Consider the following 15,886-nt stretch of genomic DNA (forward strand, 5'->3'; position numbering starts at 1 on the left):
TTATAGCACCTCGCAAACTCCTCCAGCTGCTTCGATAGCTTCTTTTGCTGAAGATGAGAATTTGTGCGCTTGTACAGTTAATTTTTTCTCTAATTTACCGTTAGCTAATACTTTAACACCTGAAAGTTCTTTTTTAATAACTTTAGTTTCTAATAATAGAGCAGGTGATACTACAGTACCATCTTCAAATTTATTTAAGTCGTTAAGATTTACAACTGCAAATTCTTTTCTGTTTACATTGTTAAATCCACGTTTTGGAATACGTCTGAATAATGGGTTTTGTCCACCTTCAAATCCTGGGCGAACTCCACCACCACTACGTGCTTTTTGTCCTTTTTGACCACGTCCTGAAGTTTTACCATTTCCTGATCCAATCCCACGACCTACTCTGTTACGCTCTTTACGAGAACCTTCAACTGGTTGTAATTCATGTAATTTCATTTAGACTAGCACCTCCTTGTATTAATAATTCTTATTTTTCTTCTACTGTTACTAAGTGTGAAACTTTGTTGATCATTCCACGAATCGCAGCGTTATCTTTGTGTTCTACTGTTTGGTGCATTTTTTTAAGACCAAGAGCTTCAACAACTTTTCTTTGATTCTTTGGACGACCAATAGTACTACGAGTTAGGGTTACTTTTAATGTCATGTTCTTTTCCCTCCTCTTATCCTAATAATTCTTCCACAGATTTACCACGTAAAGCTGCTACGTGTTCTACTGTTTGTAATCTTGTTAATCCTTCGATTGTAGCACGAACCATGTTTACTGGTGTGTTAGAACCTAGAGATTTTGATAAGATATTTGAAATACCTGATAATTCTAATACGGCACGAACTGGTCCACCAGCGATAACCCCTGTACCAGGTGCAGCTGGTTTGATTAATACTGAACCTGCTCCAAATTGTCCGATAATTTCGTGAGGTATTGTTCCATTAACTACTGGTACAGTAATTAAGTTATGTTTAGCAGCTTCTACTGCTTTTCTGATTGCATCTGGTACTTCTTGAGCTTTACCTGTACCAAATCCTACGCGACCATTTTTGTCACCTACTACTACTAAAGCAGAGAAACGGAAACGACGTCCACCTTTAACAACTTTAGCTACACGGCGAATGGCAACTACGCGTTCTTCAAATTCTTTTTTGATTTCTTCTTGACGCATCTACTTATTTCCCTCCTTATTAGAATACAAGTCCGTTTTCACGTGCTGCTTCAGCTAATGCTTTAACACGTCCGTGATATAGGTATCCTCCACGGTCGAAAACAACTTTTTCAATTCCTTTAGTTTTAGCTACTTCTGCGATTAATTTTCCAACTTCTTTAGCTGCTTCTACACTTGATTTAGAAACGTTCTCAAGTTTTAATGAAGAAGCTTGTGCTAATGTAACACCTTTAGTGTCATCAATAATTTGTGCGTAAATGTTTGTGTTTGAACGGTATACGTTTAAACGTGGAACCTCTGGACTCCCTTGAACTTTAACACGTACTCTTGCGTGTCTTTTTTTACGAACTTTATTTTTGTCAAGTTTCGTAATCATATTTGAAACACTCCTTTCTGTTATCTATTATTTACCAGTTTTTCCTTCTTTACGGCGAACATATTCACCAACGTAGCGAATACCTTTACCTTTATAAGGTTCTGGAGGACGTACTGCACGAACTTTAGCTGCGTATTGCCCTACTACTTCTTTGTTAATACCTTCGATACTAACTTTAGTGTTTCCTTCAACACCTAATGTAATTCCATCAATTTCTTCGAATTCAACTGGGTGAGAATATCCAACACTTAGTACTAATTTTTTACCTTGCATTTGAGCACGGTATCCAACCCCGATTAATTCAAGTTCTTTTTTGAATCCAGCTGATACACCTTCAACCATGTTTGCTAAGATAGCACGAGTTGTTCCGTGTACTGTACGGTGACGTTTTGAGTCAGATGGACGTACTACTGTGATTTCACTTCCTTCAATGTTGAAAGTCATGTCTTTATCAAATTGTTGTTTTAATTCACCTTTAGGTCCTTTTACTGTTGCGAAACCATCTACGATGTTAACTTCAACCCCTGCAGGTACTGTAATAACTTTATTACCTATACGTGACATTTAATTGGCACCTCCTTATAATATTACCAGATGTAAGCTAATACTTCTCCACCTGTGTTATTTTTACGAGCAACTTTGTCAGTTACAACTCCATTTGAAGTTGATACGATTGCTATTCCTAGTCCGTTTAATACTCTTGGCAGTTCATCTGCTTTAGCGTATACACGTAAACCAGGTTTTGAAATTCTTTTAATTCCTTTAATTACTCTTTCACCTTTTGAGTATTTAAGAGTAAGTTTAAGTTTTCCTTGTTTGTTATCTTCGATGTATTCTACATCGCTGATGAAACCTTCTTGTTTTAAGATTTCTGCAATTTGCTTTTTAATATTTGACGCAGGTAATTCTAATGTTTCGTGTTTAACCATGTTAGCATTACGAATACGTGTTAGCATATCTGCGATAGGATCTGTCATTGTCATTAGGATAAATCCTCCTTTCTTCTACTAATATATTACCAACTTGCTTTTTTAACTCCAGGAATTTGTCCTTTGTAAGCTAATTCACGGAATTTAATACGGCTGATTCCAAATTTTCCAATGTATCCGTGAGGACGTCCAGTTATGCTACAACGATTGTGTAGACGAGCTGGAGCTGAGTTTTTTGGAAGTTTGCTAAGTCCGATGTAATCACCTTTAGCTTTTAATTCCGCTCTTTTAGCTGCATACTTGTCAACTAATTTTTGGCGTTTTAATTCACGCTCTACCATTGCTTTTTTAGCCATGTGTCTTTTTACCTCACCTTTCTTATTTTGCGAATGGCATTCCACATTGTGCTAATAACTCACGAGCTTCTTCATCTGTGTTAGCTGTAGTTACTATAACGATGTCCATACCACGTACTTTACTTACTTTATCGTAATCAATTTCAGGGAAAATTAATTGTTCTTTAACACCTAATGTGTAGTTACCACGACCATCGAATGCTTTTTTAGAAACACCGTGGAAGTCACGTACACGTGGAAGTGCTACAGTTACTAATTTATCGAAGAATTCATACATTCTTTCTCCACGTAAAGTAACTTTAGCCCCGATAGGCATACCTTCACGAAGTCTGTAAGTAGCGATTGATTTTTTAGCTCTTGTTACTAATGGTTTTTGACCAGAAATTAAAGCTAATTCTGCTACTGCGTTGTCTAGGGCTTTAGAGTTTTGCACAGCATCACCTACACCCATGTTAATTACGATTTTTTCAATTTTTGGTACTTGCATAACACTGCTGTACTCAAATTTTGTCATTAATTCTTTTGTTATCTCAGATTTAAATTTATCTTCTAAACGAGCCATCTAAAATAGTGCCTCCTTTCTTCAACTATTATTATATTTCTTTTCCTGATTTTACTGCGATACGTACTTTCTTACCATCTTTTGTTTCGAAACGTACTCTTGTCGCTTTTCCAGTTTCAGGATCTTGTAACATTACGTTTGATACGTGAATTGCTGCTTCTTTTTCAACGATTCCACCTTGAGGTGCATCTTGAGAATTCTTAACGTGTTTTTTAATGATGTTAACACCTTCTACAACAACACGATCTTTTTTAGGTTGAGCTTCGATTACTGTACCAACTTTACCTTTGTCTTTACCAGTAATTACTACAACTTTATCACCTTTTTTAATGAACATTTCTTGTTAACCTCCTTCTTTACTGTACTTTTTATATTATAATACTTCTGGAGCTAGTGATACGATTTTCATGTAGTTACCGTCTCTTAATTCACGAGCAACTGGTCCGAAAATACGTGTACCACGTGGGCTCTTATCATCACGGATAATTACACAAGCATTTTCATCAAATTTAATATATGAACCGTCGTTACGACGAGCTCCTGTTTTTGTACGAACGATTACGGCTTTAACTACTTCACCTTTTTTAACAACTCCACCTGGTGTTGCTTTTTTAACAGAACATACAATTACGTCACCAATGTTAGCAACTTTACGTCCTGAACCACCTAGAACTTTAATTGTTAAAACTTCTTTTGCTCCTGAGTTATCAGCCACTTTTAAGCGTGTTTCTTGTTGAATCATGCGCTTTTTGCCTCCTTCTTAGGGTTTATCCTAGTTTTATTAGATTATAACTGCTTCTTCTACTACTTCTACTAAACGGAAGTTTTTAGTTGCAGATAATGGACGAGTTTCCATTATTTTAACGATATCATTTAATTTAGCAACATTGTTTTCATCATGTGCTTTGAATTTTTTAGAATATTTAACACGTTTACCGTATAGAGGGTGTTTTTTGTAAGTTTCTACTAAAACTGTGATTGTTTTATCCATTTTATCAGAAACTACTTTTCCAACGTAAACTTTTCTATCATTTCTCTCAGTCATGTTTGCCTCCTATATTATTTATTCGCTAATTCTCTTTCGCGAATAACAGTTTTCATACGAGCGATTGATTTTCTAACTTGACTAATACGAGCTGTATTTTCTAATTGACCAGTTGCCAATTGGAAGCGTAAGTTGAAAAGCTCTTCTTTTAATTCTTTGATTTTTGTTTCTAACTCTTGTGAAGTTAATTCTCTAATCATTGATTTGAATTCATTTGTTTTCATTATGCTTCACCACCTGTTTCTTCACGTTTTACAAATTTACATTTAACAGGTAACTTGTGAGATGCAAGTCTTAGAGCTTCACGTGCAACTTCTTCACTTACTCCAGCAACTTCGAACATCACTCTACCTGGTTTAACAATTGCAACCCATCCTTCTACTGCACCTTTACCAGATCCCATACGTACTTCTAATGGTTTTTTAGTGTAAGGCATGTGAGGGAAGATTTTAATCCAAACTTTACCACCACGTTTCATATAACGAGTCATCGCTATACGAGCAGCTTCTATTTGACGAGAAGTAACTCTTGCTGCAGTAGTAGCTTGTAATCCAAATTCACCGAAATCTACTACGTTTCCGCCTTTAGATTTACCTTTTGTTGATTGTCTGTGTTGACGACGATATTTAACACGTTTAGGCATTAACATAAATTAGTTACCTCCTTTTTCAGATTTTCTAGTTGGTAATACTTCACCACGGTTAATCCAAACTTTAACTCCAAGTTTACCATAAGTTGTATCTGCTTCTTCGTGAGCATAGTCGATGTCTGCTCTTAATGTGTGTAGTGGCACTGAACCTTCTGAGTAGTGTTCTGCACGAGCGATATCTGCTCCACCAAGACGTCCTGATACTTGAGTTTTAATTCCTTTAGCTCCTGCTCTCATAGCTCTTTGGATAGCTTGTTTTTGAGCACGACGGAATGATACACGAGCTTCTAATTGACGAGCAATGTTTTCAGCTACTAATTTAGCGTCGATATCAACTTTTTTGATTTCAACTACATTAATGTGTACTCTTTTTCCAGTTAATTTGTTTAATTCTAATCTTAATTTATCGATCTCAGCACCACCTTTACCGATAACCATACCTGGTTTACCAGTGTGTACTGAAATGTTTACTTTCTTATCAAATCTTTCAATTTCTACTTTAGAAACTGAAGCGTCTTTTAATTGTTTACTGATGAACTCACGGATTTTGAAATCTTCGTGTAAGTTAGCAGCGAAATCTTTTTCCGCATACCATTTTGAATCCCAATCACGAATAACTCCAACACGTAAGCCTATTGGATGTACTTTTTGACCCACAGTTTGTAGCCTCCTTTAACTAGTTTAGCTTTTATAATTTCTTAATTTTTATTATTTGTTATCACTTAAAACGATAGTGATGTGACTTGTTCTTTTGTTGATTGAACTTGCAGCACCTTTTGCTCTTGGACGGAATCTTTTAAGAGTTGGTCCTTCATTTGCAAATGCTTGTGATACTACTAAGTCTTCTACATTCATTCCATAGTTGTGTTCAGCGTTAGCAGCAGCTGATTTAATTACTTTAGCTACTGGTAAAGAAGCTGATTTAGTTGTGAATTCTAAAATTCCTAATGCTTCGCCCACTTTTTTTCCACGTACTAAGTCTAACACTAGTCTTACTTTACGAGGAGCAATGCGGACTGTCTTAGCCATTGCTTTTGACTCCATGAATGTGCCTCCTTGATTTTACTAATTTCTATAATTATCTTCTTGTTTTTCTGTCGTCTGCTACGTGACCTTTGTAAGTTCTTGTTGGTGCAAATTCACCTAATTTGTGTCCTACCATATCTTCAGTCACATATACAGGTACATGTTTTCTTCCGTCATATACTGCAAAAGTAAGTCCTATGAATGTTGGGAAGATTGTTGAACGACGAGACCAAGTTTTAATTACTTGTTTCTTTTCTTGTTCGTTCATTTTTTCAACTTTTGCTAATAAGTGGTGATCAGCGAATGGTCCTTTTTTTAAACTACGAGCCATTGTGTTATCTCCTTTCCGATACTTTGCATACTTAAGGCTTTGGTAAAGAGCACTTGCTCCTCACCAACTAACCTTTGTTTTAATTTATTATTTAGTTCTAGCACGTACGATAAATTTGTTTGAACGAGCTTTTTTAGAACGAGTTTTCTTACCAAGAGTAGGTTTACCCCATGGTGACATTGGTGATTTACGTCCGATTGAAGTACGTCCTTCACCACCACCGTGTGGGTGATCGTTCGGGTTCATAACAGATCCACGTACAGTTGGTCTTTTACCTAACCAACGAGTTCTACCGGCTTTACCGATATTTACTAGTCCGTGTTGTTCGTTACCAACTTCACCGATTGTAGCACGGCAAGTTGCTAAGATCATTCTTACTTCTCCTGATTTAAGACGTACTAATACGTATTTACCTTCTTTACCAAGTACTTGAGCACTTGCTCCAGCAGAACGTACTAATTGTCCACCTTTACCAGGTTTAAGTTCGATGTTGTGAATTAATGTCCCTACAGGGATGTTTGCTAGTGGTAATGCATTACCAACTTTAATATCAGCTGTTTCACCAGATACTAAGATTTGTCCTACTTTAAGTTCTTTAGGAGCGATAATGTATCTTTTTTCTCCATCTACATAATGTAATAGAGCGATGTTCGCTGAACGGTTTGGATCGTACTCGATAGTAGCAACTTTTGCTGGTACATTGTCTTTATTTCTCTTGAAGTCAATAATACGGTATTGTTTCTTGTGTCCTCCACCGTGGTGACGAACAGTGATTTTACCTTGGTTATTTCTTCCCGCTTTTTTCGGTAGCGGCGCTAATAATGACTTTTCTGGTTTGTTAGTTGTAATTTCAGCGAAATCTAATGATGTCATGTTACGACGACCGTTAGTTATAGCTTTATATACTTTAATTGCCATTTGTCATTTTTCCTCCTTAATGGTATTTGTTATTCTTAAGCGAATAATCCTTCGATTGTTTGTCCTTCTGCTAACTTAACGATAGCTTTTCTACGTTTGTTAGTGTAACCACCGTATCTTCCAACACGACGGAATTTTGGTTTGTAGTTCATTACGTTTACTTTCTCAACTTTAACACCGAAGATTTCTTCGATAGCTTGTTTAATTTGAGTTTTGTGAGCGCGTGTGTCTACTAGGAAAGTGTATTTATTTTCTTGCATTAATAAATAACTTTTTTCAGTTAGTACTGGGCGTTTGATAATATCGCGTGCTTCCATTATGCTAATACCTCCCCAACTTTTTCTACTGCATCTTTAGTGAATACAACCTTGTTGCTTCCTAAGATGTCTAATACGTTAAGACCAGTTGTTTCAACGAATTCAACTCCTGGAATATTTCTTCCTGATAAAACAGTATTTTCTTCTAGTTCAGTAACTACGAATAATACTTTTTTCTCTAGGCTAAGGTTTGATAACATTTCTTTAAAGTTTTTAGTTTTAATTGTATCAAATGATAAACTTTCTAATGCAAATACTTCGTTAGCTGCTACTTTAGAAGATAAAGCAGAACGTAACGCTAAACGACGCATTTTACGAGGCATTTTGAAGCTGTAGCTACGTGGTGTAGGTCCGAATACAATTCCACCTCCACGCCATTGTGGTGAACGGATAGATCCTTGACGAGCACGACCTGTTCCTTTTTGACGCCATGGTTTGCGACCACCACCTGAAACTTCAGAACGTCCTTTTGTTTTGTGTGTACCTTGACGAAGTGATGCTCTTTGTAAAGTTACAGCTTGGAATAAAACGTGTTGATTTGGTTCGATTCCGAATACTGCTTCATTAGCTTCAACTGCACCAACTTTAGTACCGTCTTGTTTAAATAAATCTAATTGTGGCATTATCTAATTTCCTCCTTCCGTATATTTTCCGATTATTTACCAGATTTAACTGCTGATTGGATTTTTACGAAGCTTTTCTTAGATCCTGGAATACATCCTTTAACTAGGATTAATCCATTTTCTACATCTACGCTTACGATTTCTAAGTTTTGAGTAGTAACTGTAACTCCACCCATTTGACCTGGTAATGCTTTACCTTTGAATACACGGTTAGGTGCTACAGGTCCCATTGACCCAGGACGACGGTGGTAACGAGAACCGTGAGCCATTGGTCCGCGGCTTTGTCCATGACGCTTGATTGCCCCTTGGAATCCTTTACCTTTACTTACTCCTGTTACGTCAACTAAGTCCCCTGCTGCAAAAATATCAACTTGGACTTCTTGACCTACTTCATAATTAGCAACTTCTGCATCTCTGATTTCGCGTACGAAACGTTTTGGAGCAGTGTTAGCTTTATCTGCGTGACCTTGTTCAGGTTTGTTCGCAACTTTTACTAAACGGTCTTTACGCTCTTTGTCGTAAGGACGTTTGTCGTCGAATCCTAATTGGATTGCGTTGTATCCTTCAACTTCTTCTGTTTTCTTTTGTAATACGACGTTACCTTTCGCTTCAACTACTGTTACTGGGATTAATTCTCCATTTTCAGCGAAGATTTGAGTCATACCTACTTTTCTTCCTAAGATACCTTTGGTCATCGAAAGTCACCTCCTATAATTATAATTTTAATTCGATGTCAACACCTGATGGTAAGTTTAAGCTGATTAAAGCGTCAACTGTTTTTTGTGTTGGTTCAATAATATCGATTAGGCGTTTGTGTGTACGTTGTTCGAATTGTTCACGGCTGTCTTTGTAAATGTGAACTGAACGTAAGATTGTGTATACTGCTTTTTCCGTTGGTAATGGAATTGGTCCAGAAACTTTTGCTCCAGAACGTTTTGCAGTTTCAACAATTTTCTCTGCACTTTGATCTACTAATCTGTGATCATATCCTTTAAGACGAATACGAATTTTTTGTTTTGCCATCATTTCTCCTCCTATACATTTATTCGCCGCTATCTAGTAGCGACTTCTCCACGAAAGTTCTCCAGCACGCCATGCCATGGCAAAGCGGCCGGGCGTGTCAGTAACCTTTCGCTTCAACGCAAGTCTTTTTCAAGACCAACATTAATTATTATACATGGTAAAAGCATATATTGCAAGTGTTTTGTTAAAAAAAATTTAAAAAATTTTATGAATATGTTTTCTATTTTTTTATTCATTTTTCTCTTGCTAAAATAACCTATATTATATAGAAGAAATAATTTATTTTCTTCACCAAAATTAAAAAAACTTAGAGTTTTTTCCCCCTAAGTTTTTTTCGTTTATTTATTTTATTTTAACGGTAAAATATTATATTGAATTTCTAAATCAGAAGATAATAAATGAGATACTTTACAACGTAGTTTAATATTATCTAATACACCTTGTCTATCTCCAGAAGCTAGTTGTTCTTCTGTTCTATCTACATGAACATTAGCTACAATTTTTCTATTATCGTAATCAACAACCAATTCAGTTTCAATTACTAAATCTACTAATTCGTATGCTCTGAAGAAATATCCTTTTGCACACATACTAATGCATCCATTGTATGCTGTAGCAAATAGATCCATTGGACCATCTTTACTTTCTTCTATAAACATTTTATATTCTCCACCAAGCGGTGTAGTTGCATGTGAAGTAAATCCTTCTTTAATTTTTAAATTAGACGTATACATAACAGTCTCCCTTTGTATATTCGATTTTAAGATTACTCTTAATAATTTTATTATACTCCTCTGATTAGTTTTTGTATACTATTTTTTCTCAACAATTTCTTTAATTGTTTCAACTAAATCTACATCTTTATATTTATAATCCACTCCTGTAAAATCCATATGTTTCGTAATATCATTTGTTTGTAAAATTAGTGTTGCCCCCGAGGCAGCCGCAGCCAATGCACCTGGTCGCGAATCTTCTATAGCTATAACATTATTTATACTAACACCTAATTTTTCAGCTGCTAACAGATAAATATCCGGAGCTGGTTTAGGTGTAACCTTATCTTCTTTCGTAGCTATAACTGATATATATTTTTCAAAACCTTTTCTTTGAAGACCAGTTTCAATATGTTCTCTTTTTCCATTTGAAGCTACTGCCATTTTTATCCCATGAGTATGTAGATATTCCATAAGTTCCGCAATACCTGGTAATACAGGCGCATTATGATAATTATCTAGAATACGCTTAGTAATCTCCGCTTCAAACTTATCGTAGTCCTCACTAGACATTTCATATCTTTCGTTATAGTATCTCTTACTTGTTTCTTCATTTGTTCCTGAAACATTTTTTATGTAGTCCATCTTATCTAATTTTTGACCCAATACCTCTTCAGTTAAGTCACGCATGTTTTCATAGTAAACTTTTTCTGTATCTACTATCGTTCCATCAAAATCAAATATTACCGCTTCTAATTTTTCCACTTTATTTCTCCTTTTTTTCTATTTAAACATATATTTACTATTTTATAATGTATTTACTAAAATTCAAAATTATTTGGACGAAATAAAGAGCAACTTTGAAACTGAAACTTCAATTCCACCTAGTTGCTCCCTTTTATATTTTCGATATTATAGCAAAAGTACTATTATATTATTCAAATCTTACTAGTTTTTCAGCTTTAACTCTTATAGACGGTCTTCCATCTTTTTCTTTTTTACCTAGTGCAATTAACATCACAGGCACTAGGTTTTCCTCTAACTCAAATAATTCAACAACTTTATCTCTCATAAATCCACCAATAATATTAGTGTCATACCCTTTTGCATAAGCTATATTAGTAAATTGCATCGTCCATAGTCCACAGTCAAAGTAAACACCTTCTCTATTTTTATCAACCGGAATTTTTTCTAATTGAGGAACCATACCTTCTTCAAAGCCATCTTTAACTTCTTGAGTCATATAACCTTTTTCTACGGCTTCTCCATATATCTCATCAAACTTATTATAGTAGTTTAAATCTCCTAGCACAATAATCATCGCAGCAGAAGTATCATTTTGAATTTTATTGTAGTTAGCACTACCTAACTTCTCTTTTCCTTCAGGAGTATCTACAACGATATATCTCCAAGGTTGCAGGTTACAAGATGAAGGAGCAATATTCGCTTCATCTAACATCTCTATAATTTCTTCACGTTTAATTTTAACATCAGTATCAAAATACTTAACTGATTTTCTTCCTTTTATCACTTCAAAAAACTCTGGATTTTTCTTACCTAATAGTGCATTAAAAAAGTTTCTCACTTATCTTCTCCTTCTATAAATCTATTTTATATATTCTCTCCGTAAAATCACCTTCTGACCTTAAACAACTTGTAAATTATACTATACTTGATAATTTCTATCAACTAATACAGCTTATAATATAAAAATTAAACAAGTAGCCAATAATATCTCAATCAGCTACTTGCTTTAAACAATAATTTTATATCGCAATAATAATGTGTTCCTTTTACACATCATCGAATTTTCCACTATAAAATTTATCATAATTCTCTATTTCCCTAATAATATATCCAAGATCATCTGTGGTTTTGTTACCATAAGAAGATGATCTGACTCCTCTATTTGCGTATAATTCATCCCTATTAGCTTGAAGTAAGAAAATACTGTAAGTTTATTAAATACATTCCTACTTCTTTTTAATAGTTCTAAATTATCTACCCCCGCATACAAAGATAAATAATCATACTCTGTTTGCGAGTTCGGCCTCACCATATATTCACTACCTTCTTTTCTCAGTTTTTTTAGGATTAACTCCACCAAAAACTCATCTTTCATCTCTTCTACACTAAGTGTCTTTGATAGATATTCTTCTTTACTAGTGAACTTTATCTCTGGTTCAAAATATGTTTTTAACACCGATTCAGGAGGTATAGGTTCTAAGCCCTCGATGATAATTAAATTAACACCATCAAGGTATTCACTAAAAATCTCTAAACCGTTAAGTAAAACAACCGTACCATAAGAAGCAGTTACAATATAACCCCCTCTTCTTACTCTTGTCATTTTATTTAATAGCACCTGCTCAATTTCTTTTTTTGATATAGATTTAAAACTCTCTTCGGTAAATTCAATAAAATCAAAGGTTTGGTCTGGTATATTTTCTAAGACTCTCGCCCAAATATATCTATCCCAACCTAGTGGATTAATAAATAAGATATCTGTCATTATAATCATCCTTTCAAATATCTACACTAAAATCCTAATTCATTACCAAAATCCTCTAATTTATTTACAAGTATCGCCCCCTCCTTAATGTACTCATTCATTGCATAACTCATCTTATCGCCAAATTTTCCCGGTAGGCAGAATACATCAGAACCTACATCTAAGGCGAAATCCACCGTCCTTTGCGTTCCACTTCTCTTTGCCGCTTCCGTCACCAAAAGAGCACATGAAAGACCGGCAACAAGCCTATTTCTTTCCAGAAATTTATATTTCCTTATAGGCGAAGTTGGAAAATACTCAGATATAATAAGATGGTTTCGTTCTAACTCCTTATAGAGCTTATAACTTTGTTCCGGATAAATAATATTGTGCCCATGAGCTATTACACCTATAGTGTCCCCTTTACTTTTTAAAGCCCCCTCATGAGCAAGGCTATCTACACCTGTAGCAAGACCACTAACTATTACAAAATTATTCATCGTTAAATACGGCACTATACTATCGAGAGCATCTTTCGAATATGAAGTATTATTTCTACTACCTACTATAGAAATCTTTCTCCTAAACAGTAGCAAATCCTTATTACCTCTGTAAAAGATAACATACGGATAATCATAAACCCTAAAAAGTTCCTTAGGATAATAAATATCATCACAAAATATATAGTTCACATTATAAAATTCAAAATAACTCTCGAAATCAAACTCCATATTATTATGAAGTTTGGTATAAACTTCCTCAGCATTATCTTCAAAATACACAGATAACTCCGGAATAGATAATTCTAAAATCTTCTCTATGCCATTTAAATCTTTAAACACCCTATGCATCTTTAAAGTTGTAACTTTCTCTATAGCTATTAAAGAAAGCAACACCCTTTTTTGTTCATCTGTAAAACTCTCAATGTACTCCCCCATAATTTTGTCCTCTTACTTATCATTTTCTACTAATAAAGCATAATACGCTTTGAATACTTTTAAGAAAATTTCCCCTTGTTGAACATTGTTAATATAAATACTATCTTTAAATTCTATAATATTGCTCATTATTCTTATAAGTTCAGAATAACTTTTGCCTTCTTTATAGAATCTATACATTAATCCTTGCCAATAGACAAGTGGCGTTCTAATAAGTACCTGTTCTAACATGTTAACACCAATTACTTCAGGAATATTATTCAACTCTATATGTTGATTATAGAACATGCTTAAAACTTTATTTTTTACAGTTTTATCGAACTTAATTTGTTCATAGACATAATTTTCAACATCCGATGGATATAACTTCGACGTTAAATCCTTGTCCAGTAGTTTTAAATCAAGTGGTACATCAAACTCATCAATACTTAATGAAGTTTTTATACAAACAGCATTTCGTTTTTTTAGATTATGCGCCCAGATTTGATAGAATTCAAATTTTTTGTTTATATTATCCCAACCGTAAAAGAACACTTTCCCTTGATAATAATTTAAAAAATTGTCCACAAATGGTGCATATCTAATATAACTTATACCATCGTAACTTTTTAATTCTTTTATAAATTTGTTTGTATCAATTAACCAGATTAACTTCAATCCAGCTTTCATATATCCTCTTGTTCTAGCTTTAATAAGATCAAAAGGAATAACTGATCTTTGATACTCAAAAGCTATGCTATTATCTTTAATAAATACATCAGCTATTTGAATATCATTATTTTCCCCTGTTTTAAAAATATGTTCGACTTCCACATTACGATATCTTTTTCTAAAATGTTCATAAAGATCTTTCTTCGCTTCTAGATGTTCACTACTCTCTTTCTTGTAAGTTTCAAACTCACAAGAACAATTTTTAGCATGAGCAAAATGCGATTGAATCTTCACACCTTTTTTAAAAATCACTTTCCCTCCACATATCGGACAGTGATACTCCTTATCCTTTTCTATATCGCTATCCAATGCATTAAAAACTTCATCTTTATTATCGTATGCCACGTACATAATGTTTCTCCTCTTTTTTTCGTACTACACTTACAAACTACTTCTAACGCCTCTTATTCAATTGTCAATTTACTTTAAATACCTGTATTTTCTATAAACAGAATCATCTACTTCTACTTCTATAAAATTCGTAAGATCCATCCACGTAATTTCATTTTCATGATTATCACTGTCTACTAAGTAAATCTTACTACCTTTCTCACATAAGTAAAAGTTTTTCTGTCTATCATACATCCCTTGCATAAAGTCCATATCCTCTTCTAAAGAAAAGTCAAGACACCTTTTATACCAAGGTACCTTCGCATGTTTTTTTACCTCTACTACATGATCGTATTTACTTGCGTTCATAATATCTCCTCCTTCATAATTTTCCCCTTTATTAAACTTATATTACCTTTTACAAACTAAAAGCTCCAAATCTATCGTAATTTCTTTTAGTTTATCTATATCAGCATCTGTGATAACTTTAGAAAATGTTAAAGGTGTCATCTTTAGAAAACCCGCTGCTTGAGCTTGTGTTAATTCAAATGTATCACTCACCGTTATCCTCTCCACAATAGTACAATTCTCCTCAATTAAACTCACAGTATCACTATTCGTATATTCCTTACCACCGATCAATTCTCTAATTTCTCTTAGATAATTAGCATTCGGAATAACCTTAATCAAATATCCTTCATCTCCAAGCACTCTGAAAAATTCTTCATAATTTGCTGGTGTTAATATGTTCAAGATACACGAAACACTGCCGTCTTTGAACGGAAGATTAGCTAAGTTAGCAACCATATATGGATTCAATTTATCCTCTTTAACAGCTAATTCTATCGCGTCCTTACTATTGTCTAGACCATAAAAATATTTCTCAGGAAATACTGTCTTTAACTTCTTGATGTAATAGCCTTCTCCACACCCGATGTCTAACACCACATCTTCAGCATACTTTTCAACTAAATTTTGGATATTTTTTAAAACATTCGCATAAAAATCATTACCAAAAACTTCGCTACGAGCTTTAAACAACTCTTCACTATATTTTGTAGGCTTATAATTATTTATTAAATGAATATATCCTTTTTTAGAAAAATCATAACGATGATTATTACTACAAACCAAACTAATATTCTCTATACAAGACTCTGATAAACACTTTGGACAAAGGTATATTTTTTCTTGATTAAACTTCTTTATTACATTCTCTATTCTCATTAAAACGCCTCTATACTTTCTAAGTTTATTGTATCAAATTTCCTTCAATATTGATAGCAAAAAACGGCTAAAATATTAGAAAATTTCATTTTTTTCAGTTTTCTTCAAAACTTTATTTTTATTAACTAATTACCGATTTCATTCCACTATTTTAAAAC

Annotated in this window: 29 protein-coding genes; all 29 read right to left on the reverse strand. The window is 34.1% G+C overall.

The annotated features are described in order from the left end of the window. The 29 genes from rplO to RWQ74_RS00260 all read right to left on the reverse strand — a co-directional run bounded on the left by rplO (position 1) and on the right by RWQ74_RS00260 (position 15,728). Positions 1–441, reverse strand: a complete 441-nt coding sequence (rplO, locus tag RWQ74_RS00120; protein WP_003147635.1) for a 50S ribosomal protein L15 — start codon at positions 439–441, stop codon at positions 1–3. 31 nt (positions 442–472) lie between these two features. Beyond that, positions 473–649, reverse strand: coding sequence for a 50S ribosomal protein L30 (rpmD, locus tag RWQ74_RS00125; RefSeq protein ID WP_003144406.1), 177 nt, complete (start codon positions 647–649; stop codon positions 473–475). A gap of 16 nt (positions 650–665) precedes the next feature. Beyond that, a complete protein-coding gene (rpsE, locus tag RWQ74_RS00130) occupies positions 666–1,163 on the reverse strand; it encodes a 30S ribosomal protein S5 (protein WP_003144191.1) in 498 nt (165 codons plus the stop codon). A gap of 19 nt (positions 1,164–1,182) precedes the next feature. Then, a complete protein-coding gene (rplR, locus tag RWQ74_RS00135; RefSeq protein ID WP_314395690.1) occupies positions 1,183–1,539 on the reverse strand; it encodes a 50S ribosomal protein L18 in 357 nt (118 codons plus the stop codon). A gap of 27 nt (positions 1,540–1,566) precedes the next feature. Continuing rightward, positions 1,567–2,103 (reverse strand): 50S ribosomal protein L6, encoded by a 537-nt coding sequence (rplF, locus tag RWQ74_RS00140; protein ID WP_314395692.1) that lies wholly within the window; start codon positions 2,101–2,103, stop codon positions 1,567–1,569. A 23-nt stretch (positions 2,104–2,126) separates the two neighbouring features. Beyond that, a complete protein-coding gene (rpsH, locus tag RWQ74_RS00145) occupies positions 2,127–2,522 on the reverse strand; it encodes a 30S ribosomal protein S8 (protein WP_314085903.1) in 396 nt (131 codons plus the stop codon). Between the two features lie 32 nt (positions 2,523–2,554). Next, on the reverse strand, positions 2,555–2,824 hold the full coding sequence (rpsN, locus tag RWQ74_RS00150) for a 30S ribosomal protein S14 (protein ID WP_003144337.1): 270 nt from the start codon (positions 2,822–2,824) through the stop codon (positions 2,555–2,557). 22 nt (positions 2,825–2,846) lie between these two features. Then, positions 2,847–3,386 carry a 50S ribosomal protein L5 gene (rplE, locus tag RWQ74_RS00155; protein ID WP_004633597.1) on the reverse strand — a complete coding sequence of 180 codons (540 nt, stop codon included), beginning with the start codon at positions 3,384–3,386 and terminating at the stop codon, positions 2,847–2,849. A 31-nt stretch (positions 3,387–3,417) separates the two neighbouring features. Continuing rightward, the gene (gene rplX / locus RWQ74_RS00160; RefSeq protein WP_003144415.1) at positions 3,418–3,723 is read right to left on the reverse strand and encodes a 50S ribosomal protein L24; all 306 of its coding nucleotides are present in this window, start codon (positions 3,721–3,723) and stop codon (positions 3,418–3,420) included. Between the two features lie 36 nt (positions 3,724–3,759). After that, a complete protein-coding gene (rplN, locus tag RWQ74_RS00165) occupies positions 3,760–4,128 on the reverse strand; it encodes a 50S ribosomal protein L14 (protein WP_003144098.1) in 369 nt (122 codons plus the stop codon). A 39-nt stretch (positions 4,129–4,167) separates the two neighbouring features. Then, entirely contained in the window at positions 4,168–4,431 is a 264-nt protein-coding gene (gene rpsQ / locus RWQ74_RS00170) for a 30S ribosomal protein S17 (RefSeq protein WP_003144356.1), read from the reverse strand. A 14-nt stretch (positions 4,432–4,445) separates the two neighbouring features. After that, a complete protein-coding gene (rpmC, locus tag RWQ74_RS00175; RefSeq protein ID WP_003144404.1) occupies positions 4,446–4,655 on the reverse strand; it encodes a 50S ribosomal protein L29 in 210 nt (69 codons plus the stop codon). After that, positions 4,655–5,080, reverse strand: a complete 426-nt coding sequence (gene rplP / locus RWQ74_RS00180; protein ID WP_003144099.1) for a 50S ribosomal protein L16 — start codon at positions 5,078–5,080, stop codon at positions 4,655–4,657. Before rplP ends, rpmC begins: the two co-directional genes overlap by 1 nt. A gap of 3 nt (positions 5,081–5,083) precedes the next feature. After that, a complete protein-coding gene (rpsC, locus tag RWQ74_RS00185) occupies positions 5,084–5,737 on the reverse strand; it encodes a 30S ribosomal protein S3 (protein ID WP_314085910.1) in 654 nt (217 codons plus the stop codon). Between the two features lie 51 nt (positions 5,738–5,788). Further along, a complete protein-coding gene (gene rplV / locus RWQ74_RS00190; protein ID WP_060914794.1) occupies positions 5,789–6,124 on the reverse strand; it encodes a 50S ribosomal protein L22 in 336 nt (111 codons plus the stop codon). A 34-nt stretch (positions 6,125–6,158) separates the two neighbouring features. After that, entirely contained in the window at positions 6,159–6,437 is a 279-nt protein-coding gene (rpsS, locus tag RWQ74_RS00195) for a 30S ribosomal protein S19 (protein WP_003144310.1), read from the reverse strand. Between the two features lie 87 nt (positions 6,438–6,524). After that, entirely contained in the window at positions 6,525–7,355 is an 831-nt protein-coding gene (rplB, locus tag RWQ74_RS00200; RefSeq protein WP_003144367.1) for a 50S ribosomal protein L2, read from the reverse strand. Positions 7,356–7,390: 35 nt separating this feature from the next. Next, a complete protein-coding gene (rplW, locus tag RWQ74_RS00205; protein WP_003144216.1) occupies positions 7,391–7,672 on the reverse strand; it encodes a 50S ribosomal protein L23 in 282 nt (93 codons plus the stop codon). Continuing rightward, complete coding sequence (rplD, locus tag RWQ74_RS00210; protein WP_048802796.1) at positions 7,672–8,295, reverse strand: 50S ribosomal protein L4; 624 nt, start codon at positions 8,293–8,295, stop codon at positions 7,672–7,674. The genes rplW and rplD overlap by 1 nt, the downstream gene beginning before the upstream one ends. A 32-nt stretch (positions 8,296–8,327) precedes the next feature. Next, a complete protein-coding gene (rplC, locus tag RWQ74_RS00215) occupies positions 8,328–8,990 on the reverse strand; it encodes a 50S ribosomal protein L3 (protein ID WP_003144195.1) in 663 nt (220 codons plus the stop codon). 19 nt (positions 8,991–9,009) lie between these two features. Continuing rightward, entirely contained in the window at positions 9,010–9,318 is a 309-nt protein-coding gene (rpsJ, locus tag RWQ74_RS00220; protein WP_003147624.1) for a 30S ribosomal protein S10, read from the reverse strand. A 347-nt stretch (positions 9,319–9,665) separates the two neighbouring features. After that, positions 9,666–10,052 (reverse strand): hypothetical protein, encoded by a 387-nt coding sequence (locus tag RWQ74_RS00225; RefSeq protein ID WP_314395699.1) that lies wholly within the window; start codon positions 10,050–10,052, stop codon positions 9,666–9,668. Positions 10,053–10,130: 78 nt separating this feature from the next. Then, entirely contained in the window at positions 10,131–10,796 is a 666-nt protein-coding gene (locus RWQ74_RS00230) for an HAD family phosphatase (RefSeq protein WP_314395701.1), read from the reverse strand. Between the two features lie 169 nt (positions 10,797–10,965). Continuing rightward, positions 10,966–11,616: a nitroreductase family protein gene (locus RWQ74_RS00235; protein ID WP_314395703.1), complete on the reverse strand. Its 651-nt coding sequence runs from the start codon at positions 11,614–11,616 to the stop codon at positions 10,966–10,968. Positions 11,617–11,868: 252 nt separating this feature from the next. Next, entirely contained in the window at positions 11,869–12,543 is a 675-nt protein-coding gene (locus RWQ74_RS00240; RefSeq protein WP_314395705.1) for a hypothetical protein, read from the reverse strand. 26 nt (positions 12,544–12,569) lie between these two features. After that, positions 12,570–13,460, reverse strand: coding sequence for a DNA-processing protein DprA (dprA, locus tag RWQ74_RS00245; protein WP_314395707.1), 891 nt, complete (start codon positions 13,458–13,460; stop codon positions 12,570–12,572). Positions 13,461–13,472: 12 nt separating this feature from the next. Beyond that, on the reverse strand, positions 13,473–14,522 hold the full coding sequence (locus RWQ74_RS00250) for a competence protein CoiA family protein (protein ID WP_314395709.1): 1,050 nt from the start codon (positions 14,520–14,522) through the stop codon (positions 13,473–13,475). A gap of 69 nt (positions 14,523–14,591) precedes the next feature. Beyond that, positions 14,592–14,870: a hypothetical protein gene (locus RWQ74_RS00255; RefSeq protein WP_003144200.1), complete on the reverse strand. Its 279-nt coding sequence runs from the start codon at positions 14,868–14,870 to the stop codon at positions 14,592–14,594. A 42-nt stretch (positions 14,871–14,912) separates the two neighbouring features. Further along, entirely contained in the window at positions 14,913–15,728 is an 816-nt protein-coding gene (locus RWQ74_RS00260) for a methyltransferase domain-containing protein (protein WP_314395710.1), read from the reverse strand. Between the last annotated feature and the right edge of the window lie 158 nt (positions 15,729–15,886).

Origin of the sequence: uncultured Gemella sp. (assembly GCF_963525165.1) — a bacterium.
In the GTDB taxonomy this organism is placed as follows: Bacteria; Bacillota; Bacilli; order Staphylococcales; family Gemellaceae; genus Gemella.

Bases quoted from the DNA above. Each gene is read 5' to 3' on its own strand.
- rplO (WP_003147635.1), bottom strand. From the start codon at position 441: ATGAAATTACATGAATTACAACCAGTTGAAGGTTCTCGTAAAGAGCGT.
- rpmD (WP_003144406.1), bottom strand. From the start codon at position 649: ATGACATTAAAAGTAACCCTAACTCGTAGTACTATTGGTCGTCCAAAG.
- rpsE (WP_003144191.1), bottom strand. From the start codon at position 1,163: ATGCGTCAAGAAGAAATCAAAAAAGAATTTGAAGAACGCGTAGTTGCC.
- rplR (WP_314395690.1), bottom strand. From the start codon at position 1,539: ATGATTACGAAACTTGACAAAAATAAAGTTCGTAAAAAAAGACACGCA.
- rplF (WP_314395692.1), bottom strand. From the start codon at position 2,103: ATGTCACGTATAGGTAATAAAGTTATTACAGTACCTGCAGGGGTTGAA.
- rpsH (WP_314085903.1), bottom strand. From the start codon at position 2,522: ATGACAATGACAGATCCTATCGCAGATATGCTAACACGTATTCGTAAT.
- rpsN (WP_003144337.1), bottom strand. From the start codon at position 2,824: ATGGCTAAAAAAGCAATGGTAGAGCGTGAATTAAAACGCCAAAAATTA.
- rplE (WP_004633597.1), bottom strand. From the start codon at position 3,386: ATGGCTCGTTTAGAAGATAAATTTAAATCTGAGATAACAAAAGAATTA.
- rplX (WP_003144415.1), bottom strand. From the start codon at position 3,723: ATGTTCATTAAAAAAGGTGATAAAGTTGTAGTAATTACTGGTAAAGAC.
- rplN (WP_003144098.1), bottom strand. From the start codon at position 4,128: ATGATTCAACAAGAAACACGCTTAAAAGTGGCTGATAACTCAGGAGCA.
- rpsQ (WP_003144356.1), bottom strand. From the start codon at position 4,431: ATGACTGAGAGAAATGATAGAAAAGTTTACGTTGGAAAAGTAGTTTCT.
- rpmC (WP_003144404.1), bottom strand. From the start codon at position 4,655: ATGAAAACAAATGAATTCAAATCAATGATTAGAGAATTAACTTCACAA.
- rplP (WP_003144099.1), bottom strand. From the start codon at position 5,080: ATGTTAATGCCTAAACGTGTTAAATATCGTCGTCAACACAGACAATCA.
- rplV (WP_060914794.1), bottom strand. From the start codon at position 6,124: ATGGAGTCAAAAGCAATGGCTAAGACAGTCCGCATTGCTCCTCGTAAA.
- rpsS (WP_003144310.1), bottom strand. From the start codon at position 6,437: ATGGCTCGTAGTTTAAAAAAAGGACCATTCGCTGATCACCACTTATTA.
- rplB (WP_003144367.1), bottom strand. From the start codon at position 7,355: ATGGCAATTAAAGTATATAAAGCTATAACTAACGGTCGTCGTAACATG.
- rplW (WP_003144216.1), bottom strand. From the start codon at position 7,672: ATGGAAGCACGCGATATTATCAAACGCCCAGTACTAACTGAAAAAAGT.
- rplD (WP_048802796.1), bottom strand. From the start codon at position 8,295: ATGCCACAATTAGATTTATTTAAACAAGACGGTACTAAAGTTGGTGCA.
- rplC (WP_003144195.1), bottom strand. From the start codon at position 8,990: ATGACCAAAGGTATCTTAGGAAGAAAAGTAGGTATGACTCAAATCTTC.
- rpsJ (WP_003147624.1), bottom strand. From the start codon at position 9,318: ATGGCAAAACAAAAAATTCGTATTCGTCTTAAAGGATATGATCACAGA.
- RWQ74_RS00225 (WP_314395699.1), bottom strand. From the start codon at position 10,052: ATGTATACGTCTAATTTAAAAATTAAAGAAGGATTTACTTCACATGCA.
- RWQ74_RS00240 (WP_314395705.1), bottom strand. From the start codon at position 12,543: ATGACAGATATCTTATTTATTAATCCACTAGGTTGGGATAGATATATT.
- dprA (WP_314395707.1), bottom strand. From the start codon at position 13,460: ATGGGGGAGTACATTGAGAGTTTTACAGATGAACAAAAAAGGGTGTTG.
- RWQ74_RS00250 (WP_314395709.1), bottom strand. From the start codon at position 14,522: ATGTACGTGGCATACGATAATAAAGATGAAGTTTTTAATGCATTGGAT.
- RWQ74_RS00255 (WP_003144200.1), bottom strand. From the start codon at position 14,870: ATGAACGCAAGTAAATACGATCATGTAGTAGAGGTAAAAAAACATGCG.
- RWQ74_RS00260 (WP_314395710.1), bottom strand. From the start codon at position 15,728: ATGAGAATAGAGAATGTAATAAAGAAGTTTAATCAAGAAAAAATATAC.